Source organism: Prevotella melaninogenica ATCC 25845 (assembly GCF_000144405.1).
GTDB lineage: Bacteria > Bacteroidota > Bacteroidia > Bacteroidales > Bacteroidaceae > Prevotella > Prevotella melaninogenica.
The window spans coordinates 1,280,883-1,305,595 of record NC_014371.1; the positions used below are offsets into that span (position 1 = coordinate 1,280,883).

Below are 24,713 nucleotides of genomic sequence, written 5' to 3' on the forward strand. Positions count from 1 at the left end.
ATGCTCTACTTCTTGATATATCTTAGAAAGAATCTTCTGGATTTACAACCTACAAGCAAGCGTTATTTCTTTACCTAAAAGATAATTTAGAGGAATCTCTATTACCCCATACCTCTTGTGAACAATACGAATCAAAAATTGAGAATAAAATATGAAAACCTATCACAAACTATTACTCTTAATATTACTCCTACCATTTTGTGGTAATATATCTGCCCAGCAAAAACAAGGTAAGGCAACACTTCCTTCACCCTTCGAATATGGAATAAGGAATATGAAAAAAGTTGGGACGAGTAAAATCCGTATCAGGTATGCTTTTCAAGCACAAGATTTGAATGATATGGATACGTGGATTGACTGTGGACAACTTCTTACAGATGGCAAACTGACTCAATATTCAAGTTATTTCCTTTCTGAAAGTAATAAAGCTTTATTAAACTGGATGAAAGAGCATGCTGATGCAGGCTTTTATCCCAGTGAGCTAAATCTGAGAGGCAGGATGAAGGATTATTGGACAGAATACCAGTATTCTCAAATCTTCGTTCATGGCAATGAGTTAACAGAGTGGGCTGTAATGCCTTTGGTAGAATCACAGCAATGGAGATATAAGGAATCCTACCCATCTATGAAATGGACACTTGGGAAGGATAAGAAAAATATTTGCGGATATGAATGCCAGAGTGCCACATGTCATTGGCGAGGTCGCGACTATGTAGCTTGGTTTACACAACAAATACCCTTGAGGTCTGGTCCATGGAAGTTTGGAGGATTACCCGGTCTTATTATGAAAGTGTATGATACAAAAAATCTCTACACATGGGAGGCAGTTGGTGTGGAAAATGGAGAATTTCCTATTTTGCAATTGGATGAAAAGAAATTCAAAGATACTACTCGTGCAAATGTTTGGAAAATGCAACGTGATTATAACGTGAAGTTTAATGAACTGTTTGGTAGATTTAATGCACAAGGTCAGCCTATTACAAAACGTTATCCTTATAATCAACTGGAATTAGAATGAAACAGCTATTTACTTTCTTTTTATTTATATTCATCTCGAGTATATCTTCTGCACAGACAGTTATTACGGGGCATGTACAAGATAGTAAAGGGAAAACGGTAGAATCATTTGTGATGCTATCAACGAAGAGTTCTGGAACCACAGAAAGCTATGCCGACGTAGATGCCAAGGGTCTCTATAAACTGGAGTATACAGGCGAAGCTGATTCACTTGTATTGACAGTGTCGGGTATGAATATTGGCAATGTGACTCGTGTAATAGCTAATAAGTCGCAAGTAGTTGATTTTACTGTAGACTCAAAAGCATTAAGGCTGAAGGAGGTTGTCGTTAAAGCTGAAAAGATTCGTCAAGCAGGCGACACCTTGAATTATAATGTAGCTGCCTATCGTGATAATAACGACCGCGTTATTGTCGATGTTCTAAAGAAGATGCCTGGTATTGGAGTTTCTGAGGATGGCAGTATTTCCTATAATGGCAAGAAAATCAAAGAATTCTATGTAGAGAATATGGACTTGCTTCAAAGCCGTTATAACATTGCTACCTCTAATATTTCGGCACAGGATGTGGCAACTGTACAGATAATGCAAAACCATCAGCCCGTACGATCTATGAAGGACTTAGTTCCGAGCAGTGATGTCGCTATTAATATTAAACTTCGTAAAGATGCTAAAGGAACTTTTGCGCTGACAGCAATGGTAGGGGCAGGAGGTGAAGAAGCTGGTAGAGGTGACCGCTTCTTATGGCAGGGTGAGCTTGTGGGAATGTACTTTGGCAAGAAGCAGCAGAATATAACCCTTTACAAGGGAAATAATATCGGAAATGATGTTGCAAAGGAATTCCAAGAGAAGAATGGTCACGAATTGTTTTACGGAAGTATTCCTCTATCGCTAAAGATGATGGCATCTCCGGGCATTCAACAAAATAGATATTTACAAAACCATACTCATGTGTTTTCAACCAATCAGATATGGAAGTTGGATAGTCTGACTGACATTACTCTTAATGCTGTCTATCATGAAGATCGCATCCGTGAATGGGGTGAGAGTGTGAGTGATTATTACATGAATCCTACGCAAAGAATGTCGATTCGTGAGTCAGCAGAGGCAATCAGCCATATACACCACCTATCTGCTTCCGCAAGGTATCAGGCAAACAAAACGAAGAATTACTTGTTGGATAAGTTAAATCTTAATGTAGACTGGAATAGTAAGGATGGAAGTGGAACTATGGAAAGCGGGAGAGGGACACCTTTAGGCATTTATCAGCACTTAAAAAGTCCCTCATTCACCATCGAAAATACATTTCATTTTTTACATAACACAGGAAAAAAGTCATATACTTTTCATTTAGCTGCAGGCTATACTCAGAAGCCTTATATGCTATCTATAACCCCCACTTCTTTTATAAATAGAAGTCTTGCCGACTCTCTTGTACAAGATTATACTTTGAAGAACTTCAACATGAAGGCATTCACAGGACTTGGTTGGAAATGGGGTGTTTTTAAATTAGACTACAATTTCTATACTAATATCAATCTTCAACAGGTTGAATCTGAATTGAAAGGATTTGAAAATCCTAATCCTTCAAATTCATATAGGTTTAACAAATATGAAGTGGGCGTTGAACAGTATACTCAGATTGATTTGGAGAAATGGTTTTTCTCTTTGAACTTACCAGTTGCTTTGAATTTACAGAATTTGAACGACAGATTATTACAAACCAATCGAACATGGACGCATCCCTTCGTCAGTCCTAAAATAGAAGTGAGATTTATCCCATCACAAAATACATGGTTTGTTCTCAACAGCAGTTACTATCATATAATTGATAATGAAGCACAGGCTGGTAAGGGAATGATAATGTATAACTATCGTATGTTTCAACGTAGAATAGTAGAGGAAGCAAGTAGAAGCAAAACACTGTATAGTACCTTTGCCCTTTACCACAAGAATACTTATCGTCAGTTTTTCATAAATACAAATGTTTCATGGCTTCATACGCACAGTAATGATGTAACAAGTATTGAATATGATGGCATACAAACTTTAAGCCGGCTTACGCCATTTTCTCATAATGAAGACCAATTAGGTGTTAATGCCGAAGCAAGCAAAGGCTTTAATTTTTGGCGTACAACCCTAAAATTAGTGGGAAGTTATGGATTGACAAATACACGTACGTTAATTCAGAATATGCCTACAGATGTGCGTTCTCGTTATTGGAGTACTTCTACCTATTTAGTATTCACACCAGTAGCTTGGTTGAACATTGCCACTGCATATGCATTCGGACAAAGCCGCAGCTATGTGTCAAGTGCCGATGAGGCTCAAAAAGTAAACAACTCTACTATTCGTCTTGATATGAACATCTATCCTACGTCACGTTTGATTTTGAATTTTGCCGTAGAGGATAATTATAATAACATTACAGCTAAGGATAGACATTGTTGGTTTGGCGATGCTAAAGTAAAATACAAAACTAAGCATATTGATTATGAACTGGATGCCGTAAACCTTTTTAACCGTTCGGTATTCACTCGTGTAACCTACAATGGTTTGGATATGTTTACCAATACGAGTTATCTACGCCCACGCCATATTGCTTTTTCTATGAGATTCAAACTGTTATAGGATTTTCCGAAATATAAACTAAAAATCTTATATAATAAGGGACACGGAGTTACGTAGGGGACGGAGGTAAAGGCAATATCACGGAGGTGCCGACGGTACAAAGAGCGACGGTGCCTTTGTTGATTTGGAAGAGTTGTATATTAAATCCTCTATTCACTCCGTGCCTCTGCGTGCCATTTCTTAAAGTCCTAAACGTAAAAGGCAAACCTTAATCATTCTAATCTTATGAAGTCCCCCTTTTTTTGTTAGAATTTTTCACATGCTGATTTTGTAAAGACCATAAAACGGCTTGCAATTAACGCCCTTTTGGCTTGCTAAAGATGCTCTTTAGTCCCCTTACTAACGCCCTTTTGAAACGTTACTAAGCACCTTTTAAAATATTCTCCTGCATCCACTTGATAACAAGGTACTTATAACGGTACTAAAAATACTTGTTTTTAGCTCTTTTCCTCACTTTTTCTGGACAGGATGTAATAATATTTCAAAAGGTAAATCTCAAAAAATCAAAGTTCAAAGTTCAAAGGTCAAACAACGTTCTTCTGTTACTTTGTCTTCTAATACTCTGTCTCAGTCCCCCCTATCGCTATTAACTCGTTAACTTGTCCACTCGTTAACTCGTCAACACAAAAAAAGGATACTGCCGAAGCAATATCCTTTCTTGAGTATATATTTTGCAAAGTTTGTTGGGACTTACGAGACGCAAGTCCCAATGTTTCAAATGGATTACAATGAACCGTTGTTTGCCTGACGAACCATCTCAGATGATGCATAGAGGTAAACCTCTACACGGCGGTTAGCCTGACTAACTGTCTTGTTCTCGATAGGGTTGGCACTACCGAAGCCCTGTACTGAACGAATCTGACGGCTGCTTACACCACGACCCTTGAGGTAAGATGATACCGCATCAGCACGACGCTGTGACAATGGGAGGTTGATGTTGTCGTTACCAGAAGCATCAGTGTAACCCTGGATAGCAACGTCACAGTTAGAGTTGCGCTGCATCAAAGAAGCGAACTTTGTGAGGTCGTTCTTAGCTGATGCGCTGAGGTTTGAACCGTTCAATGGGAAGAGGATACCAGAGTCGAAGGTAACCTTCACACAGTCTAAACCATTAGCATCTGTCACCTTGTCGACACGTGCATTTGGCAACTGCTGTGCTGCCTCGCGTGCTACCTTGTCCATGTGACGACCGATGAGGGCACCTGCACCAGCACCTATTGCACCACCGATAGCTGCACCAATAGCTGTACTCTTACCATTACGACCTATAATCTGACCGACGATACCGCCTAATGCTGCACCACCGCCACCTCCGATTAATGCACCTGTACCTTGCTTTGTCTGACAACTTACGACAGTGAGGAGACACATTCCTGCTGCCATCATTTTCATATTCTTCATAATCAAACGTATTTATTGATTAATATCTTTTACCTTTCGGTTTGGCTTTTTAGCCGCACCTTAATTCATTTTAATTCGTGCAAAGTTAAACAAATATATGCCATTGGGCACGCATTGCCAACATTTTTTTGTATTTTTGCAAAAAATAAAGCTAACTCGGCAAAGTGAAGCAAGTTTCGTTTGCACTCATTTGCATTATTTTTGCAAAGGATAGGCTGGTATCAGCAAGTGGGAACGGGGTTCCCTTTGTTCTTGACATTCTCAGCCGTATCTGTGTGCAAAGTTAGTGTTTCAGGGCATACTCGCAAAAGGGAAATGCCTATAATAGCATGGGAAATCCCCTAAAGGTGCAAAATAAAAAATAGAATAATATATTTATGGCAAAAGAACTAAAAGAGATGACCAAGAGAGCAGACAACTACTCTCAATGGTACAATGACTTGGTAATAAAGGCAGACTTGATTGAGCAGTCTGCCGTACGTGGTTGTATGGTTATCAAGCCATACGGCTATGCTATCTGGGAGAAGATTCAGGCACAGCTTGACAAGATGTTTAAGGAGACAGGTGTACAGAATGCTTACTTCCCAATGCTGATTCCTAAGAGCTTCCTCTCTCGTGAGGCTGAGCACGTAAAGGGATTTGCCAAGGAGTGTGCCGTGGTTACTCACTATCGTCTGAAGGCTACAGAGGATGGCAATGCAGTGCAGGTTGACCCTAACGCAAAGTTGGAGGAAGAGCTGATTATCCGTCCTACCAGTGAGACAATCATTTGGAATACCTATAAAAACTGGATTCACTCTTGGCGCGATCTGCCATTGATGTGCAACCAGTGGTGTAATGTTATGCGTTGGGAGATGCGTACGCGTCCTTTCCTCCGCACATCTGAGTTCCTCTGGCAGGAGGGTCACACGGCTCACGCTACACGTGAGGAGGCTGAGAAGGAGGCACAGACCATGTTGCGTGTCTATGCTGACTTCGCTGAGAAGTGGCTTGCTGTCCCTGTCGTACAGGGTGTGAAGAGTGAGACTGAGCGTTTCGCTGGTGCGTTGGATACCTATACGATTGAGGCAATGATGCAGGACGGTAAGGCTCTCCAGAGTGGTACTTCTCACTTCTTGGGTCAGAACTTCGCTAAGTCATTCGACGTCACCTTCCTTAATAAGGAGAACAAGCCAGAGTATGTATGGGCTACCTCATGGGGTGTTAGTACCCGATTGATTGGTGCGCTCATCATGACCCACTCTGACGATAACGGTCTCGTTCTTCCTCCAAAGATTGCACCTATTCAGGTGGTTATTGTACCAATCTTCAAGGGTGAGGAGCAGTTGAAGGCGCTCACCGACAAGTTGCAGCCAGTGATCGATCAGCTCCGCGCGTTGGGTATCACCGTTAAGTATGACGATGCCGACAACAAGCGTCCGGGCTTTAAGTTTGCTGACTACGAGTTGAAGGGTGTGCCAGTACGCCTCGCAATGGGTGGTCGTGACTTGGAGAACAACACTATCGAGGTGATGCGTCGCGACACATTAGAGAAGGAGAGCGTAAGCTTTGACGGCATTGTTGAGCGTATCAAGAACCTCCTCGACGAGATTCAGGACAACATCTTCAAGAAGGCTAAGGACTTCCGTGATGCTCACATCTACGAGTGTGAGAACTATGAGGAGTTCAAGGAGAAGGTGAAGGACGGCGGTTTCTTCCTCTGCCACTGGGATGGTACTGAGGAGACTGAGGCGAAGATTAAGGAAGACACGCAGGCAACTATCCGTTGTGTCCCTTATATGTTCGAGCAGACACCGGGCGTCGACATGGTAAGCGGCAAGCCTGCTAAGTATCGTGTCATCATCGCAAGATCATACTAATCGTCAATAATACGCATAGATTTAACGGCTTCAGGATATTTATAAAGGCAGGACTAACAACGAATGCTTATAAATTCTGGAGCCGTTAATCTTTTTATTCTAAAGTCTAAAATCCTAATTAAATAACATTTGCCTTATGAAAAAATCACTTTTTACTTTCGTTTTACTCCTCGCTGTAACAGCGTTGAACGCCCAGACCTTAATCAAGGCTAACTTCCAAAAAGGCGACCAAGCTACCTATGAGAGCGTAGCTGATATTAAACTCAGTGTTCCGATGGCTGGAAACTCTGAAAGCATAAAGACAAACAGCAAAACTAAGATTACTGTAAAAGATGCTACTACAGATGGTTATGTCATCGAAATGACGACAACCAATGTGAAGATGGAAGGCAATAAGGAGGTTGCACAGCAGATGATAAACATGATGGACCAATACCTCGGTAATATTCCATTGCTCCTAAAGACAGATGCTAACGGAAAGGTGAAGGACATCTTGAATTATAGTGAAGTCCAAACAAAGGCCAGCAAATTAGCAATGGTACTTATTGACTCGCTCTATAAAGCCAAACCTGAAATGGAGAAGGCGCTGCCTAAGTATAAGATGGCTATGTCTGTCAACAACCAACTCACCAAAGAAGCTTTCATCAAGTCTGTTGAAAACAATACTTTCTTTATTCTTTTTGGTAAGACACTCAAGACGGGTGACAAAGGAGAAATGAATATGCAAGGCATTAAAACCTCTGTAACCTACGAGGTAAACAAGGAACCAAACGCACTCAATATCATTGGTAAGATTAAGGGCAATATGACCGAAGACGATGTCAAAGCCTTCTTTATAGACAAGATGAAGCAGACGGGTGCTGACGAAGGTATGGTTTCAAAGCTCGATGCTAACTGGGAAAGAATGAAGCAGATGGGTATGGCAAAAATGGATGTCGACGGTACTTCTACTACCAAACTCCTCAACAGTGGTTGGGCTACGGAATACAGTACGGACGTGAAAACAAAGATGATGGGAATGGAAATGACCATCAAATCTGTTACTAAATTGGTAGAAAAGAGTTGGAAATAAGCATCTTCAGAAATTTGGAGTGATAAGTCAGTCGCCTAAGTTTTGAACTTTGAAATAATGTCACACGGAGGGGCGGAGGGAACGGAGGATTGTTAGACACAAAGCGATAGGAGTCGCGGAGGCACCGTCGGTGCAGGGAGCAACAGAGCTTGTTTGCAAGTTTTTTTGGGGAGGTATGCCCAAAGCATTTGTGCCCAGAGTTATCAAGAATTTGTACGCTATGTCTCCGTCGCTCTGTGTGCCATTAGCACCTCCGTGCTATTGCGTTTATCTCCGTTTCCTCCGTTTCTCCGTGTGCCTTATTCTGTAAGAAGTTTGGTTTATTACGTCATATTTTGAAAGCCTCTTCTTATTTCCTTCTCTCACGCTAAAAAGTCGCCTCTTTTTCTGTTTGTGTGCTTATGAATCTTATTGACAAGTATTGACAAAACAGACCACGCACCTATATTTATTTCCTATTCATGGTTAATACCAGTGGTGCGAAGTATAAACACTATATGTGCGGGGCGTCCGCACATCAATTAAAGAGAGAAAAAAAGAGTCTTTCTTTTATGTCATAATTCATTACAAGGCACTGCTTATTGACTTACAGGCGGACGGAATTAGCACATTACACATTGATTTTGTCTACAATAACAGGCTATTGTGACGTGTAATCGTATAAAAAAACATAAAAATACACAACCAAAGGTGTTCGGATTTGGTTATTCACATATTTATATGTACCTTTGCACGCCGTATCAATTTTGGATAACGGAAATTAGCTATATTTTTAGGAGGAAATAGTAAACAATTCATGAGACAACTTAAGATTTCAAAAAGTATCACCAACCGATCAAGTGAGGCACTGGATAAGTATCTCGTTGAGATTGGTCGTGAACCGATGATTACCGTTGACGAAGAGATTGAGCTGGCACAGGAAATCCACAAGGGCGGTCGCAAGGGCGAGCGTGCGAAGGAGAAACTGATTAAGGCTAACCTCCGTTTCGTCGTTTCTGTAGCTAAACAGTATCAGCACCAAGGACTCTCTCTCACCGACCTTATCGACGAGGGAAACATTGGTTTGGTAAAGGCAGCAGAGAAGTTCGATGAGACTCGTGGTTTTAAGTTTATCTCATACGCTGTTTGGTGGATTCGTCAGAGTATTCTGCAGGCTATCGCTGAGCAGAGCCGTATCGTGCGTCTTCCGCTGAATCAGGTGGGTGCTATCTCAAAGATTAATCAGGTAACGAACGAGTTTGTGCAGCAACACAACCGTCGTCCTTCTATCCATGAGTTGGCAGAGTTGACTGGTATCGATGAGGCTCGCATCCGTCAGAGTCAGAGTGCAGACAACCATCACATGAGTATCGACGCTCCATTTAGCGATGACGATGATAACTCAATGAGTGATATGCTGTCTTCAGGTGACGACTCTCGTACCGACCGTGGCGTTGATTTCGAGTCAATGTCAGACGATCTCCGTGCCGTTCTTCAGAACACTTTGAAGGATCGTGAGATAAAGATTGTCACCGAGTGTTTCGGTATCGGTTGCCAAGAGAAGGGTTTGGAGGAGATTGGAACAGAGATGGGTCTTACCCGTGAGCGTGTTCGCCAGATTCGTGAGAAGGCTATCGAGAAGATTCGTGAGAGCGGCAACGCACGCGTACTCATGAAGTACTTGGGCTAAAAAAGACAAAAGATAGATTTCAATTATAGAGGTGGATGTGTCAAATGAGGCGCATCCACTTTTTTATATCTGCTGATGAGGAACCGTAAAGTGCAAGAACCGCTTTGCAGCAAGTCTTTCACTTCTAAGTAACTGAGAAAGACAATAAAACGAAATCAGCAACGTTATATAATGTATGAAACGTAAGGATATTCAGAAATACATATTACTACTATTGTTCATGGTGACAGCGCAGTTAGCATTTGCGCAATCGTTCACACTGCAAGGGAAGGTTTCCGACAAGGAGGGCAACCCAATCGAGTTGGCTTCTGTCATGGTTGTTACGCAAGGAAAACTGTCGATGACCAACCTAAAAGGCGAGTTCAATATGCAGTTGCAGAGTGAAGACTCCGTGAAGGTGCGCTTCTCAATGATTGGTTACAAGACCAAGACGAGGATTCTCGTGCGTCCAAAGGGAAAGCAGACACTACTCGTACAGCTTGCTGACGACAACGCATTGGAGGAGGTTGTAGTGCAGGGCAAAGCCAAACAGCACGGAACAACGGAAGAATTGGATATTCAAAAAACTAAACAAGGACCCTCTACGTCGGGCAATGCTGTCGAAGAAATGGTACAGACTCAGGCGGGTGTTTCAACCCACTCGGAGCTATCCTCACAATATAATGTGCGTGGTGGTACCTTCGATGAGAACTCTGTCTATATCAATAATATAGAAGTGTTCCGTCCCTTCCTTGTGCGAAGTGGACAGCAAGAAGGACTCTCTATTATCAATCCCGACATGGTTGAGAGCGTTGGTTTCTCAACCGGTGGATTCGAAGCGAAATATGGTGACAAGATGAGTTCAGCCTTAGACATCACCTATAAACGCCCGAAGAAGACGGAAGCCTCCGTCTCTGCCTCACTTTTAGGTGCCAGTGCCTACCTCGGATTGGCTACGAAGAAGTTGACATGGACCAATGGTGTGCGTTATAAAACCAATCGTTACCTCCTTGGATCACTCCAGACAAAGGGTGAATATCGTCCGTCATTCCTTGATTATCAGACTTATCTCTCATGGCAACCCAACAAACGTTGGCAGGTAGACTTCATCGGTAACATCTCTGACAACCGTTATAACTTCGAGCCAGAAGACCGTGAGACAAACTTCGGTACGCTGCAGAACGTGAAGAAGTTCCGTGTTTACTTCGATGGACAGGAGAAAGATCTCTTCCGTACCTTCTTCGGTTCGTTGGCTATCACACGCCATTTGAGTTCGCGCACAGACCTCTCCCTCCTCGCATCGGCTTTCACAACGAAGGAGCAGGAGCGTTATGACATTCAAGGACAGTACTGGCTGACACAGACGGAGACGTCGGAAAACCTCGGTGTGGGTACGTATATGCAGCATTCTCGCGACTATCTCAACGCTGACGTGAAGAGTTTGAAGCTGATGATGCAGCATCGGGCTGGCAAACACAAGATTGAGGGCGCAGTGACCTATAAACTTGAGCGTATCAAGGAGAACTCTGCCGAATACGAATACCGTGATTCAGCGGGTTATAACGTTCCGCATACGGGGCGTGACTTGAAGATGATTTACTCGCTTCGTGCTCGTAACGAACTCAAGGCGAAACGCTTTGAAAGCTATTTGCAGGACACATGGAACTTCCAGACACGCGACTCTGTTCCAACGCTTTTCACACTGAATTATGGCGTTCGCTTTGCACATTGGGACTTCAATGGCGAGAGTCTGTTCTCTCCACGTGCATCGCTGACCATCACACCGGGTAGAAATCGCAACCTGAGTTTCCGCATTGCAGGTGGTATCTACTATCAGGCACCATTCTATAAGGAGCTTCGCGACACATCAATCGTCAATGGTGTCACCTACGCAACGCTCAATCAGAAGATTCGCGCACAGCAGTCTATCCACGCATTGGCAGGTATGACCTATCGCTTCGAGATGTTAGGTCGTCCGTTTAAGTTCACTGCGGAGGCTTATTATAAGGCACTCTCACACCTCGTTCCTTACTCAGTTGACAATGTGAAAGTGACGTATTATGGTGAGAATACAGCCACAGGACATGCCACAGGTCTCGACCTTAAACTCTTTGGTGAGTTCGTTCCGGGTGCTGACTCATGGCTGACGCTGAGTGTGATGAACACGAGTATGAAGTTGAATGGTAAGAGTATTCCGCTCCCAACCGACCAGCGTTATGCGCTCAACCTTTATTTCACGGACTTCTTCCCAGGTACGACGCGTTGGCGTATGTCGCTGAAATTGGCTTATGCAGACGGTCTTCCATTCTCTGCTCCACACAAGGAATTGGAGAATAACACCTTCCGCGCCCCAGCTTACAAGCGTGCCGATATCGGTATGAGCTATCGCCTATTAGACAATAACGACGGCCATCGCAACACAATCTTTAAGAATATCTGGCTCGGTTTGGACTGTCTGAACCTCTTTGGTATCAATAACGTCAACTCGTATTATTGGGTGACAGACATCGCCGGACAGCAATATGCCGTTCCAAACTACCTTACTGGACGACAGATAAATGGTAGGGTAACGGTGGAGTTTTAGAAAAAGGAGCCTCACCCCAGCAACTGGCCCAAGCAACTGGCCCCAGCAACTGACCCAAGCAACTGGCCCCTCCCCCTTACCCCTCCCCCAAAGGGAGGGGCGTAAACACCGAGATACCCCTTCCGAGCCTCTCTCCCCATCTCCTCTTCGAACCAACGGTGATTTACTAAAGGGAAATAATGAGAGAAGGGTTAGTTAGTTTTGAGGCTTGGACTTGCTTATTTTTTTTGTCTAATTTTTTTTCAGACCCTTTTCCAAAACATACTCTTTTAGTTTATTTTTAACGCCTAATTGGCTTGCAATAGGTGCCCTTTTGAAGTCTTACTAACGCCCTTTTGGAGTCTAATTAAGCACCTTTTCTTATGCTGCTTTATAACTAACTGATTTCCTTTTAGTTATAAACCTACTTTTAATATGTGTTTTTGCCGTGATTTATAGATGTTTTATCAGAACTTATGTAATATTTTTTCGAATCCTCATCTACGGTCGGAGTCTTAAAATGAAGTGCTTTTTTGTGTGCGAGGATGATAATAGAATAAACAGTTGAGTGTCTTGCTATGTTTTTTATAGCTATTAACTTAAACGTTTTCCATGCCGGAAGGGGTATCTCGGTAATTACGCCCCTCCCTTTGGGGGAGGGGTAGGGGCTGTTATCTCTCTCTCATTTCACGCCCCTCCCTTTGGGGGAGGGGTAAGGGGGAGGGGCTGCTTAATGCTTTGCGGTGTCCATATTAAACCCAGCACAGATTCCCATACCATTCAGCATATTGCTGTAGGTGGTACGGATAGTAGAGAGGCCCGCTTGAGCAAGGGAATTGTTCGAAACATCGTTCAAAGCCTGTAGGAAACGGTAGTAGGCTGGGGCGATGTGATAGAACTCTAACTGTAATCCTTCCTCTATACCATACTTTGTCTTTAGCTCTGCCAAAGACGCTTTGGTCTCATCTCTTATACCAGTGTAAGGTTCAACGTTCAGACGAAGTGTGTAAGTCTTGCCGTTGATTGTCGCATCATCGAAGACATAGAACTGCTTATAAAAATCACTACTGAAGTCGAAATCATCGTCAATGTCTGACAATGGGTTCAGAAGCGGTTCACTTGCCGTTGAGATAGGTATATACTCAGTTACCAAGTCGTATCTTACAGCCACACTATCATAGCTGTTGGTCTTACGTCCCTCCATATAGTCAGCGTAAGAATAGTAGCTCATCACCTCCTGCATATAGCCACCCATATTCTTAAAACAGGCAACATAAAGGTAGTGCAACTTCTTACTCTTGACACGCACAGCATAATAATCGTGTGTCTGGGCAGGGTCGGTGAAGGTAGCCTGCAGCTGCAGGAAGTCTTCTACATTTGCCGAAGGGTCTTTCTTCATACGTACCATACGTGTGGTAATATTGCTGATGCCAATCGGTTGTGGAATCTCCGTAGACGACTCGACAGCCTCTAAGCCCTGCGCTTCAACACGCAACTGCACCTTATCGCCCGCCTTCTGCTGTCCAACGACACGATAGCGACCATTGCCCAAGGCAGTCACCGTCCTCGTCTGTCCGTTCAATTGATAGCTGATTACTGCATCATCAATCATCACATTCTTCTCTGTTGTGTTATATTGTTTCAAAGGTATGCTACGTGACACTGTGATATAAGTGGTGTCGGAAGTAGAAGGCATACAATAGACCACCAACTTTGGCTTTGCATCAGGCAGATTGCTGACACTGAAATCATCCTTGCAACTCATCACCGATAGGGCAAGGAAGAGGAGAAAAAATATCTTTTTCATGTTCGAAACTTAGAATTTAAATGTGTAACTGAACGATGGAATCACAGGGATGAACGCTATGTTCCTTATCTTCATCTGGTTATTGCCGTCGATTTTCACACGTACCCAGAGTGAGTTCAGGTGGCAATAAGCATTGTAGAAACTGAGGTTCCAGATGCGCTCATGCCCCTTCTTGGTGGTATGATGGAAGTCGAAGCCGATGTCAAGACGGTGATAAGCCGGCAAGATAACGTTATTAGGCTTTTCGTAAGCAAAGTTCAACGTGTTGTCATCAGATGAATTAAAGGTCAATCCTCCCTGCTCCTGCGCTGGAACGTCAGGCAACCCGATATACTGAGTAGGGATTGTCATGCGGTTACCCGTGCGGAATGTCCATGCTGCAAAGGCTGCAATCTTCTTTGTGATGTTCCATCTTCCGGTGAGGGTGAGCTTATGACGGTTGTCAAACTTATCATAATACCAACCATCGTAGAAGTCATCAAACTTCTTCTCAGTCCATGAGAGCGTGTAAGAACCATGTAGTGTGAGGTTGGAAACGTTGTAATCAGCATCCAATTCAACACCGTAAGAGCGACCATCACCCTCCATAACCATATAGTCCCAGTTGGCTGCTGGTGGTTCCAATCCTGCCCAACTTGAATACTGCAGGATATGACTTGAATGCTTGTAATAAGCCTCTAACGAGAGCAACCAGTGCTTGTCAGGTTTCATATAAGCTCCTGCAGCCACCTGCCAAGAGCGCATCGGATGTAGACGAGCCGTCGTTGGCACCCAGTAGTCGGTTGGAAGATCGAGGAAGGAGTTGGCAATCTTATGTACAAACTGGCTCATCAGCGTGTAGCTTGCCTTAAGAGACAGGCGCTCCGTTGGCTGGAACTTCATCGAAAGACGTGGACTCAGCGTTGCGAAGGTCTTACCGCTAATATGGAAGACATCGGCATTCACACCCCCGTTGAGGCTCCATTTCTCGTTGAGCATCATCTCGTCTTCGGCATAGAAGGTCAGCTGATGTGCCACATTCTTATTATAACTGTGGGTCGCAATCGTGTCAGCCTTTGCCTCACTATTGGTTTGATAATTATCAAAACGGTTGTAAGTCTGTGGCTGGAAGCGATGATAGGTATAGTCCTGACCAAAGCGAATGTGGTGACGAGGGCTTGGACGGAAGTCGAAGGCTGCTCGATAGCCGATGTCATCAATAGATGAACGATAGCCATGAGAGGTCAATGTTAGTTGTTCTTTCTCTCCAGGGCGTGTAAATCTCCACTCGTCTGAGCTGCTAACCGTTGAGCGATTGTGCGTATAGACGGCTGTGAAGTTAGCAAAGAGCTTCGGTGAGAACTGATAGTTCCAGTCTAAGGCAGCATTGAAGTTACCCCAGTGGAAGCGATTCACATAGATGTCTACGTCGTTATAACCACTGCTATTGTTACTGTGCCACTTGTCTTTTGCGTCCAATCGGTCCTCACCAGAGTAGATACTCAGCGACATTCGCGAACGTTCGTTGAAGATATTGGTCAACTTGAAGTTTAAGTCATGGAAGAAATACGACATACTCAACTTATCCTCATCGTTGCTCTTGTGGTTCATTATCGCAAAGGCAGGACGCGTGAGGAGGTCCATCCAGCTACGACGCAAACCGAAGTTATAGGATGTCTTACCCTTTCTAATAGGTCCCCCGATATGGAAGGCACCATCGAGTAAGCCGATACGATAGCTGCCGTGGGTGTTATAAAGGTCGCCATCAGCCGTGCGAACGTCGATGACACTCGATAGACGACCGCCATAACGTGCTGGGAAACCGCTCTTGTAGAAGTCGACATTCTTCACAACATCGGCATTGAACGAAGAGAAAAGACCTAATGAATGGTTGGTATGATAGAGGGGAGTACCGTCGAGTAAGAAGAGGTTTTCGTCGCCATTACCACCATGAACGTAGAGACCGCTGGCAAGTTCCATACCATCAGCCACACCGCTCGTACGCTGTAAAGTCTTGATAACGTCCGGACTACTCATCAGTGCGTACTCCGTTTTAATATCTTTCTGTGAGAGAGAGAGTTTTCCAGTCTGCGTTTTCAACAAAGGTGAGTTCAGGTCTGTCGTCACAACCACCTCATCCAACTGTGCTTCGTTTTGCAGGATGATGTCATGGTTTTGGTTTGCAGATAGGTCAATGGTCTCAATAAGGGTTTTATATCCTACGTAGCTACACCTTATTTCGTGTTGTCCTTCGCCCAATGTGAGCGAGAAATGTCCGTAGGCATTCGTCATCGTGCCTTGTCGTGTGGTGAGGTCGTAGATAGTTGCATTGATAAGTGGTTCTCCGTTACGGTCTTTCACATATCCACTGAGCGTAAAACGCTGGTGCGTCTTGTCCTCATCAATGCCCCGAATCGTTCTTTCTTTTGGCGCTTCGTTTTTCCATGTTACCGCACCAATCCCATTAGCCTTATGTGCATACAATCCCAAAGGGCTGAGCCATAAGGCAGCTAATAAAAACTGTTTATTCATCTGAAATAAATTTAAGCGGTGCAAAGGTAGTGCTTTTAATTCAGAATTCATAATTCAAAATTCATAATTATGATTACCGATATAATTCATGATAGTAGACGAGTAGACAAGTTTACGAGTGGACAAGTGAACCAGTTGCTTGTAGACAGAGTAAATAAAAGACAAAGTAACAGATGAACAAAGTTCTTTTGAGTAACAAATTTACGGGTGGACAAGTGAACAAGTTGCTTGTAGACAGAGTAAATAAAAGACAGAGTAACAGATGAACAAAGTTCTTTTAAGTAACAAATTTACGGGTGGACAAGTGAACCAGTTGCTTGTAGACAGAGTAAATAAAAGACAAAGTAACAGATGAACAAAGTTCTTTTGAGTAACAAATTTACGGGTGGACAAGTTAACAAGTTGCTTGTAGACAGAGTAAATAAAAGACAAAGTAACAGATGAACAAAGTTCTTTTGAGTAACAAATTTACGGGTGAACGAGTTGCTTGTGCTGGACTTGTTTTTAACGTTACTCTTGGTTAAAAACTAATGACAAAAGAGGAGCCTAATCCTAAAGAATGAGAACAAGTGCGCACTCCTGACACACGACAAGGTAAGAGATTGTAGTCTATAAGGAAACGAACACTATAATGTTGACGAACTCTGAAGGTCAGTGAAAGACCTGTTCCAAAACCTACTCCATGATGAGAATCAATTAAATCGTCCGTTAACTTTATGTCGGGATAAAACACAGATGAAACCAAGAGTTTACTACCGAGAAGCCAACGCTCTGATAACGGATAAGAGAAATAAGCACCTCCACCTAACTTCCACGTATCGAAGACATTATCTTCAGCCTTGACATTGTCTACGATGACTGACGTACGGGTCACAGAGAACCGCCCACCAACACCAATATAAGGATTAAAGAAGTAGGCTCCCTCAACAGCTGAGGTACATCCACGCGACACCTTAACTTTTGAGCTTTTCCCATTGAGATACGTACCTAACGGCTCATTAATAAGAAAATTAAGACCAACGTATGACGGCTTCTGTAGCTTATCAAACTTTTCCTCTACATCAGCCTTTCTTAACCCATGCTCCTTAAATATTAAATCCGTAAAATAATAGCCTAATTCTGTAGCCACAATACCTACGCCTGCCCCTGTCAGTACGTCGCTCAGCCAATGCTTATTGTTTGCCATACGCATTAAACCTGTCGCAGCTGCCACTGTGTAAGCACCGACACCTATCCACGGACTCCGATAGCCATACTCCTTATTCAGCATGGTAGCAGTCATAAAGGCTGTCGCAGTGTGCCCAGAAGGGAAAGAGCGTAGGTCCGTACCATCTGGACGCTCTACTTGAGCAGAATATTTTAACGAATTAACAATACCTGCCATCAACGCTACCGACATAGCATCAGAGGCAAGCATACGCCCCCAGCTACTTCTACCTTTCACGCCACTAAACTTTAAGCCAAGCATAACGGCAGCAGGGAGATACTGCGTGTAGTTATCTAAACTCCTATCAAATCTTGGTATATAGTCATTTCGCAAACCACGAAATTGCCTACTCTGCCCTTTCATGATAAGACCGTTTATAATAAGTGGTGTACAAGTATATATAATCCTATCAAAATGCGGTTTAGAAGCGTTACAAGACTTTTCCTCTCCCTCTGCAGGAACACATTTTATAGAGGGAACTAAACCTGTGTCAGCAACAAGGCTTAAACTATCAACCGTTTTTATTGAGTCCGCAAGCTGTATGCTATCTTGCAATACAGCAGATGCCTTTGCCTGACAACAAAGACATACGAATAGTATCGGTATAAAAAATAACTCCTTAAAACGTTTCATCTCCTCAACGAGCATTGATCGTAAGTTTGTCTAACATGGGTTTATCGGCTACAAAATTACTACTTTTCCACGGGAAATGAGAATATTTTTTACCTTTAAGAGTAATCTTAACAACTATCTGTCGATAAATGATTATAATTTACCAAAATTCACACACCCTCTCCTCATTATTTCCTTTGGTCAGCGACCGCTGAGTTGGAGAGCCTTCCACTTACCATCCTTCAAGACAAGGACCTTATTATTCTTAACCTGACGATAATTAGCGATGCTATCGTACTGCAACGGCACAACCTCATTGCCCTGCTTATCAATAAATCCCCACTTACCTCCAACGGCATATTCGTGTTCTGGATTATCAGCAGGTCGCACTGTCTTGCATCCCACTGCCACAGCTGCCAATCCCTCATGATATGGGAAGAACCAAAATTATTATTCCAATTCAAGGCTTGACCTCGACTCTCTAATCATATACGATAAAGAAAAATATACCTATAGCTATTTATCCTTGTCACGCGACACGTATGAGCGGTTACACAATAGCAAGCGCAAGCTATCTTAGAACTTATTTTAACGGCTACGGATATTATAATGTAAAAACAAGTAAGCTTAAGATTTATCTTCGTCCTTTCAATGCATACGCAGTGCAATTCTATGACACCTTTCAAAGAACAAGAATTCCACTCACAGGACGTTATCTGATTTATGAACTCACAAAGGTTCAATAAGGTATACTGACACATCTTCTTTTGATTTTCAGTATAAGATATTCAAAAAAAGTATATTTTCCTCCTTCGCAACTTATAGTAGGATAAAAAAGAAGAGAGAGGGAATTAAACCTTTGTTATTAGTTGTCGTCATATAGACAATTATGGTAGAAATTAGGTATTCAATGATTATCAATGCAGTGCTTGCCATTGCACTTGTATTCCTTAAAAAGCAATTTCAATAAAACAATAAATATGAAGAAACTAATTATTGCATCCTTAGGAATGATGCTCGCAATGAATATGAATGCTGCTAAGAAACCAAAGACAAACACTCTGCAGTTTAATCCTGAGAGTGGAGTGAAGGCTTCGTTGACAATGCCTGATGGCAAAGTGGTGAACTACACGGCTTACAACAAACTTTATTTTGTTACCAACGTAGAGGATTCTACCTATCAGTATATGAATATCTTTGTACCAGAAGGGGCTAATGAGCAGACACCTATCTTCCTCCGCACTTACGTCGGAGGTTATATGGCAAGTCAGGCAGGTAACCCACAAGCACAGGATGCCAGCGGACGTGCCTTGGCTGAGGGCTATGTTCTCGTCATTCCCGGTAGCCGTGGCCGTTCTTCTACCGTAAAGAAAGGAAAGAAGACGGTTTATACTGGTCGTGCTCCAAAGGCGCTACTCGACTTAAAAGCGGCTATCCGTTACCTGCGTCACTTTGACAACTTGATACCGGGTAATACGGAGAAGATTGTTACTGACGGTACAAGTGCAGGTGGAGCGATGTCGAGTTTGATGGGTGCAACAGGCAACAACCCTGCCTATGAGCCACTGCTCAAGGCTATGGGCGCAGCTGACGGACGTGATGATGTCTTTGCGAGTGTGTGCTATTGCCCGATTACCGACCTCGATCATGCTGATATGGCATACGAATGGCTGTATGGCAATACCGATAGTCGCAAGAGCCTCGCTGCAAGTAAGCAGACATTAATCAAGGAATTGGCAGCACAGTTCCCATCTTATATTAACTCACTCGGCTTGAAAAAGACAGATGGTACATTGCTCAATGCCGACAACTATCTTGACTATATCAAGCAGATTATCATCCGTAGTGCGCAGGAAGCTAAAGATGCAGGTGCAGACATCCCTGATACTATCGGTTTTACATTCAGCAGTGAGGCAGCTTTTCAGGCTCCTATCAATGGCGGTGTAGGTATGGCACGTCCAGCAGGAATGGGTGGCGGTATGCCTCCGATGATGATGGGTGGCAGAAAAAAGGTTGGTGAATACATCACAGACCTTGATATGAACAAGTATCTTAATTACGTAGTAAGTACGCAAGCACTCAAGGGTGTACCCTCTTTTGACAGCTACAACGTGGACGGAGCAGCTGCAAGTGGCGAGAATGGTGAGTTTGGAAACGAGCAAGGTTCTGATGTTAACTTTACTGCATGGGCTGCTGCAAAGACCGGCAGCACATTGTCTGACGAGGTGAAGGAGAATGTTCGCCTACTGAACCCTATGTATTTCATCGGTGATGCAGCTACCTCTGTTGCTCCTCACTGGTATATCCGACATGGTGCTCGCGACCGTGATACTGCTTTCCCTATCGCTATCAATCTGGCAACAAAACTGCAGAACGCAGGTAAGGATGTTAACTTCAAGCTACCTTGGAACCGCCCTCACAGTGGCGACTATGCCCTGAATGAACTCTTCAGCTGGATAGCTAAGATTGTAAAATAAAACAATGAGCGATAAATATACATTCCTGACCCAGGCGCCTGTCCATCGTGTGATAGGCGCCATGGCTATACCTACCATCATCTCTATGCTGCTGACCAGTATGTATAATCTGGTCGACACGTTTTTTGTTGGTAAGATTAATACACAATCCACGGCTGCGGTAGGTGTCGTTTTCAGTGTGATGTTTTTCATACAGGCCTTTTCTTTTTTCTTTGGTAATGGTTCGGGCAATTATATTTCCCGTCAGTTGGGTGCTCAGAATACCAAGGATGCAGAGGTGATGGCAAGCACAGGACTTTTCTACACATTAGTATTCTCGCTGATTGTCATGCTACTTGGATGGTTTTTCCTTGAGCCTATCAGCATCCTTTTAGGTAGTACGCCCACAATCCTACCTTATACTCGTCAATATCTGGGCATCAGTCTGCTGGGTACTCCCTTCATCATGGGTACTTTCTGCATCAATAATCAAATGCGTTTTCAGGGCTTTACGAAGTATTCTGTTTATGGTGCTATCAGCGGATCGATTATCAACTGCCTTCTCGACCCTGTATTCATCTTTGTTTTTTCTATGGGTGTGAGCGGCGCTGCAGTGGCTTCAGTCATTGGTCAGATATGTGGATTTGTTATCATGCTGATAATGAGTCAGAAGGAAGGTGTGATACATTACACACATCGTCGTATCTCATTTGAGGGACGATTTGTAAAAGAAATCATAGCTGGTGGAACTCCCTCTATATCTCGTCAGGGCTTGGCAAGTGTCAGTACGATAGCCCTTAACAGTGTAGCTGGTAATTATGGCGATGCGGCTATTGCGGCAATGAGTATCGTGACACGCATCAGCATGTTTATATTCAGCGTCATTGTCGGATTAGGACAGGGTTTCCAACCGATGTGTGGATTCTGTTATGGAGCAAAACTATATGACAGAGTGAAGGAGGGATTCTGGTTCGGTACGAAGATAGGAACGCTCTTCCTATTGTTTTGGTCGGTGGTTCTTATCATCTTCAGCGGTGAAGTGGTCTCACTCTTCCGTGATGATCCGGAGGTAATAGCCATCGGTATTCCGGCACTACGCTATCAGATGATAATTTTCCCAGCCTGCAGTTTTATGATGATGGCAAACATGATGATGCAGACGTGTAGAAAGACTATCCGTGCGAACATCCTTGCTGCTTCTCGCCAAGGGCTGTTCTTCATACCGCTAATATTTGTACTGCCTTACTTCTACGGACTCTTTGGGGTTGAAATTTGCCAGGCTGTAAGTGACGTTATCTCACTAATCGTGACAATCCCTATTGTGTGGTCTGCCTTCAAAGAAATGAGATAAAAGTTGTTTAATCAAATAACTTTGTCGTAATTTTTCACACCTTCGATTTCAAAAGGGCGTTAATAGCATTTGAAAAGATGCCCAATTAGTTTTGAAAAGACGCCCTTTTGAAGTCTTACTAACGCCCTTTTGAAGTCCAATAAAGCCCCTTTTTAAATGAACTTTCCTAACGTTTTGATATCAAGTGTGTTACAGATGTGCTGATATTGCTTACTTTTAGGGCATTTCCCCACCTTTCAGCGAGTTTTTCTGTAATAATATTTCGTAAGTCTTGAGAAGTATTGCCAACCTTCTTTACAGAGTATTAGAATCTAAGTTTCCAATAAAAGATATACTATATCCCTCATTGCTCCAAACTATCTATTTATTTAGGGTCTTCAGCAATTTGGAGTGATATCTTTTGAGATCAAAGCTTTGATGTATTGTCACACAGAGCAAAGGAGAACACAGAGGTTTTATATCGTTGTAATCGTCAGGCACAGAGGCACCGTTGGTGCGTGGAGGAACAGAGGATATTTACGAGTTTTATTAATATTTTCGTCTACTTCATTACAAAAGCAGTGGTTTACAAGATTTCTTAAAACGTTTATTCGTTTATTACCAAAGCTATCAGCAACACGTACACTACGGCTCTGTCGCTCTTTGTGCCTTCGGCACCTCCGTGAGGTTGTCTGCTTTCACCTCCGTGTTCTCCCCCTCTCTGTGTGACTTTTATATGTATTAGACTTACTTTATCACTCCATATTTCGGAAGAACCTCTTTTTATATTAGTATTTTGGCTTATCATCCCATAATTTGAATGAGTTTTGTTTTTTTTATTATGTTCATGAACTTTTGACTTTGCTGTCACTCCTCTCACTCAATTTTATTCTGGAACCCTTTGGTTTATAGTTGTTTTATGCTATTTGTTAAAAGTGACAGCAAATTAAATCAAAACTCTTCTTGTTAGTTATTTAAGTCTTTTCATATTTGTTTGTCACCTTTTTTTGTCTACCGCCTTTTTAAACAGCCTCATGCCAGAAACGTTAGGAACAAACATTTCCAGCACCAAGCCTTTTTATGATAAAGTTAGATTAGGACTTTTACCCTATTGTTATTTTGTAGCCGGAAACCAGCTTCGTGTGTTATTGGCAATCCTTACTAACATCAACATCACCGGAACTTCGACCAGCACGCCCACCACCGTAGCTAATGCAGCCCCAGATTGTAAACCAAAAAGAGAAATAGCCACAGCAACTGCCAATTCAAAGAAATTACTTGCCCCAATCATTCCGGCAGGTGCGGCAACATCATGGGGTAATCTCCACCATTTCGCCCAACCGTAAGCAACGAAGAATATCAGAACCGTTTGTAACACAAGCGGAACTGCAATCAATAAGATATGCAGGGGATTGTTTAGTATCGTTTCTCCTTGAAATGAAAACAGGATAATAAGCGTTAATAGCAATCCACCTACCATGTAATTATTAAATTTCTCAATAAATACATTGTTGAAATACTCCACACCTTTGCGGCGGACAACCATTATTCGGGTAATGACCCCGGCAGCAAGTGGTATCACAACAAACAGCCCTACGGATAGCAACAGAGTGGCCCATGGGATAGATACGCCGCCAACTCCCAGCAAGAAAGCAACGATAGGGGCAAACGCTACCAATATGATTAAATCGTTCACTGCCACTTGTACCAGTGTATAAGCGGCATCCCCTTTAGTAAGGTAACTCCACACGAACACCATAGCTGTACAAGGTGCAGCCCCCAATAATACCGCCCCGGCTAAATATTCTTCGGCTAATCTGGCAGGTATAAAGGCTTTGAAAATCACATAGAAGAACAAATAAGCAATTCCGAACATGGTAAATGGCTTTATCAGCCAATTTGTAAAGCCAGTGACTATTATTCCTTTCGGACGCTTACCGACATTCTTAACACTTTGAAAATCTACTTTTAGCATCATCGGATAAATCATTAACCAAATCAGGATTGCCACGGGTATAGACACGTTGGCATATTCAAATTTACTTAATGTTTGTGGGATTGCCGGAAGCCATTGTCCCACGGCAATTCCAATAATGATGCACAAGGCAACCCAGATAGTCAGGTATTTTTCAAAAAATCCAATTCCTTGTTTCTTTTCCATAACAACAACTATTTAGCTTAATTTTGGTTTTAATTCGTTCAGGTAGAAGTCATAGAAACGGGCTTTTATTTCATCCCGTACCCGATGAAATTCACTGTTTATAAACTCTGGCGTTCCAGTTGCTTCCGAGGGGTCGTCAAATCCTATATGTAGCCTGTTCCTTACTTCACCTGTAAATATCGGGCAGCTTTCATTTGCCCCACCGCAGACCGTAATAACGTAGTCCCATTCCTGCCCTAAATATAGGCTCACACTTTTAGGGATATGGTGGGCTAAATCTATACTCATTTCATCCATAACCTTTACTGCCATCGGGTTAACCTTTTCAGCAGGTTTTGTTCCTGCAGAAAAGACATCCAGTTTATTGTCAAATGATTGTAGAAAGCCATGTGCCATTTGACTGCGGCAGCTATTCCCTGTGCAAAGAATTAATATCTTCAT

The 24,713-nt window shown here is 42.9% G+C and carries 15 protein-coding genes; 8 read left to right on the forward strand and 7 right to left on the reverse strand.

Translation table 11 applies throughout. The features are described 5' to 3' along the window. Positions 1 to 151: 151 nt before the first annotated feature. A complete protein-coding gene (locus tag HMPREF0659_RS11885; protein WP_013265500.1) occupies positions 152 to 1,018 on the forward strand; it encodes a GLPGLI family protein in 867 nt (288 codons plus the stop codon). Next, a complete protein-coding gene (locus HMPREF0659_RS11890) occupies positions 1,015 to 3,645 on the forward strand; it encodes a hypothetical protein (protein ID WP_044046145.1) in 2,631 nt (876 codons plus the stop codon). Before HMPREF0659_RS11885 ends, HMPREF0659_RS11890 begins: the two co-directional genes overlap by 4 nt. A 723-nt stretch (positions 3,646 to 4,368) precedes the next feature. On the opposite strand, the gene HMPREF0659_RS11895 is transcribed toward HMPREF0659_RS11890, so the two are convergent. Next, complete coding sequence (locus tag HMPREF0659_RS11895) at positions 4,369 to 5,046, reverse strand: OmpA family protein (RefSeq protein WP_013265686.1); 678 nt, start codon at positions 5,044 to 5,046, stop codon at positions 4,369 to 4,371. A gap of 377 nt (positions 5,047 to 5,423) precedes the next feature. Between HMPREF0659_RS11895 and proS the strand changes: the two genes are divergently transcribed. The 4 genes from proS to HMPREF0659_RS11915 all read left to right on the forward strand — a co-directional run bounded on the left by proS (position 5,424) and on the right by HMPREF0659_RS11915 (position 12,209). Next, positions 5,424 to 6,905, forward strand: coding sequence for a proline--tRNA ligase (proS, locus tag HMPREF0659_RS11900; protein ID WP_004359175.1), 1,482 nt, complete (start codon positions 5,424 to 5,426; stop codon positions 6,903 to 6,905). A 136-nt stretch (positions 6,906 to 7,041) separates the two neighbouring features. Further along, positions 7,042 to 7,977 (forward strand): hypothetical protein, encoded by a 936-nt coding sequence (locus HMPREF0659_RS11905; RefSeq protein ID WP_013265438.1) that lies wholly within the window; start codon positions 7,042 to 7,044, stop codon positions 7,975 to 7,977. A 796-nt stretch (positions 7,978 to 8,773) separates the two neighbouring features. Further along, the gene (locus tag HMPREF0659_RS11910; RefSeq protein ID WP_004359180.1) at positions 8,774 to 9,646 is read left to right on the forward strand and encodes a sigma-70 family RNA polymerase sigma factor; all 873 of its coding nucleotides are present in this window, start codon (positions 8,774 to 8,776) and stop codon (positions 9,644 to 9,646) included. A gap of 175 nt (positions 9,647 to 9,821) precedes the next feature. Beyond that, positions 9,822 to 12,209, forward strand: coding sequence for a TonB-dependent receptor (locus HMPREF0659_RS11915; RefSeq protein ID WP_013265587.1), 2,388 nt, complete (start codon positions 9,822 to 9,824; stop codon positions 12,207 to 12,209). Positions 12,210 to 12,918: 709 nt separating this feature from the next. On the opposite strand, the gene HMPREF0659_RS11920 is transcribed toward HMPREF0659_RS11915, so the two are convergent. From HMPREF0659_RS11920 to HMPREF0659_RS11935, 4 genes are all read right to left on the reverse strand, one after another. Further along, positions 12,919 to 13,995: a DUF4249 domain-containing protein gene (locus HMPREF0659_RS11920; protein ID WP_013265833.1), complete on the reverse strand. Its 1,077-nt coding sequence runs from the start codon at positions 13,993 to 13,995 to the stop codon at positions 12,919 to 12,921. Positions 13,996 to 14,004: 9 nt separating this feature from the next. Next, positions 14,005 to 16,506 (reverse strand): TonB-dependent receptor, encoded by a 2,502-nt coding sequence (locus HMPREF0659_RS11925; RefSeq protein ID WP_013265886.1) that lies wholly within the window; start codon positions 16,504 to 16,506, stop codon positions 14,005 to 14,007. A gap of 520 nt (positions 16,507 to 17,026) precedes the next feature. Next, positions 17,027 to 18,346: a phosphatase PAP2 family protein gene (locus tag HMPREF0659_RS11930; protein WP_226893219.1), complete on the reverse strand. Its 1,320-nt coding sequence runs from the start codon at positions 18,344 to 18,346 to the stop codon at positions 17,027 to 17,029. Positions 18,347 to 18,526: 180 nt separating this feature from the next. Beyond that, the gene (locus HMPREF0659_RS11935; protein WP_226893223.1) at positions 18,527 to 18,736 is read right to left on the reverse strand and encodes a WG repeat-containing protein; all 210 of its coding nucleotides are present in this window, start codon (positions 18,734 to 18,736) and stop codon (positions 18,527 to 18,529) included. Between the two features lie 569 nt (positions 18,737 to 19,305). Between HMPREF0659_RS11935 and HMPREF0659_RS11940 the strand changes: the two genes are divergently transcribed. Then, positions 19,306 to 20,802, forward strand: coding sequence for a CocE/NonD family hydrolase (locus tag HMPREF0659_RS11940; RefSeq protein WP_013265794.1), 1,497 nt, complete (start codon positions 19,306 to 19,308; stop codon positions 20,800 to 20,802). 4 nt (positions 20,803 to 20,806) lie between these two features. After that, positions 20,807 to 22,132 carry an MATE family efflux transporter gene (locus HMPREF0659_RS11945; RefSeq protein ID WP_013265400.1) on the forward strand — a complete coding sequence of 442 codons (1,326 nt, stop codon included), beginning with the start codon at positions 20,807 to 20,809 and terminating at the stop codon, positions 22,130 to 22,132. Positions 22,133 to 23,225: 1,093 nt separating this feature from the next. On the opposite strand, the gene arsB is transcribed toward HMPREF0659_RS11945, so the two are convergent. Both arsB and HMPREF0659_RS11960 read right to left on the reverse strand, forming a co-directional pair. Further along, positions 23,226 to 24,272: an ACR3 family arsenite efflux transporter gene (arsB, locus tag HMPREF0659_RS11955; RefSeq protein ID WP_013265095.1), complete on the reverse strand. Its 1,047-nt coding sequence runs from the start codon at positions 24,270 to 24,272 to the stop codon at positions 23,226 to 23,228. Between the two features lie 12 nt (positions 24,273 to 24,284). Continuing rightward, positions 24,285 to 24,713, reverse strand: a complete 429-nt coding sequence (locus HMPREF0659_RS11960) for an arsenate reductase ArsC (RefSeq protein ID WP_013265751.1) — start codon at positions 24,711 to 24,713, stop codon at positions 24,285 to 24,287.

What these genes read in the sequence shown, in the direction of transcription:
- HMPREF0659_RS11885 (WP_013265500.1), top strand. Translation starts at nt 152, where the DNA reads ATGAAAACCTATCACAAACTATTACTCTTAATATTACTCCTACCATTT.
- HMPREF0659_RS11890 (WP_044046145.1), top strand. Translation starts at nt 1,015, where the DNA reads ATGAAACAGCTATTTACTTTCTTTTTATTTATATTCATCTCGAGTATA.
- HMPREF0659_RS11895 (WP_013265686.1), bottom strand. Translation starts at nt 5,046, where the DNA reads ATGAAGAATATGAAAATGATGGCAGCAGGAATGTGTCTCCTCACTGTC.
- proS (WP_004359175.1), top strand. Translation starts at nt 5,424, where the DNA reads ATGGCAAAAGAACTAAAAGAGATGACCAAGAGAGCAGACAACTACTCT.
- HMPREF0659_RS11905 (WP_013265438.1), top strand. Translation starts at nt 7,042, where the DNA reads ATGAAAAAATCACTTTTTACTTTCGTTTTACTCCTCGCTGTAACAGCG.
- HMPREF0659_RS11910 (WP_004359180.1), top strand. Translation starts at nt 8,774, where the DNA reads ATGAGACAACTTAAGATTTCAAAAAGTATCACCAACCGATCAAGTGAG.
- HMPREF0659_RS11915 (WP_013265587.1), top strand. Translation starts at nt 9,822, where the DNA reads ATGAAACGTAAGGATATTCAGAAATACATATTACTACTATTGTTCATG.
- HMPREF0659_RS11920 (WP_013265833.1), bottom strand. Translation starts at nt 13,995, where the DNA reads ATGAAAAAGATATTTTTTCTCCTCTTCCTTGCCCTATCGGTGATGAGT.
- HMPREF0659_RS11925 (WP_013265886.1), bottom strand. Translation starts at nt 16,506, where the DNA reads ATGAATAAACAGTTTTTATTAGCTGCCTTATGGCTCAGCCCTTTGGGA.
- HMPREF0659_RS11930 (WP_226893219.1), bottom strand. Translation starts at nt 18,346, where the DNA reads ATGAAACGTTTTAAGGAGTTATTTTTTATACCGATACTATTCGTATGT.
- HMPREF0659_RS11940 (WP_013265794.1), top strand. Translation starts at nt 19,306, where the DNA reads ATGAAGAAACTAATTATTGCATCCTTAGGAATGATGCTCGCAATGAAT.
- HMPREF0659_RS11945 (WP_013265400.1), top strand. Translation starts at nt 20,807, where the DNA reads ATGAGCGATAAATATACATTCCTGACCCAGGCGCCTGTCCATCGTGTG.
- arsB (WP_013265095.1), bottom strand. Translation starts at nt 24,272, where the DNA reads ATGGAAAAGAAACAAGGAATTGGATTTTTTGAAAAATACCTGACTATC.
- HMPREF0659_RS11960 (WP_013265751.1), bottom strand. Translation starts at nt 24,713, where the DNA reads ATGAAGATATTAATTCTTTGCACAGGGAATAGCTGCCGCAGTCAAATG.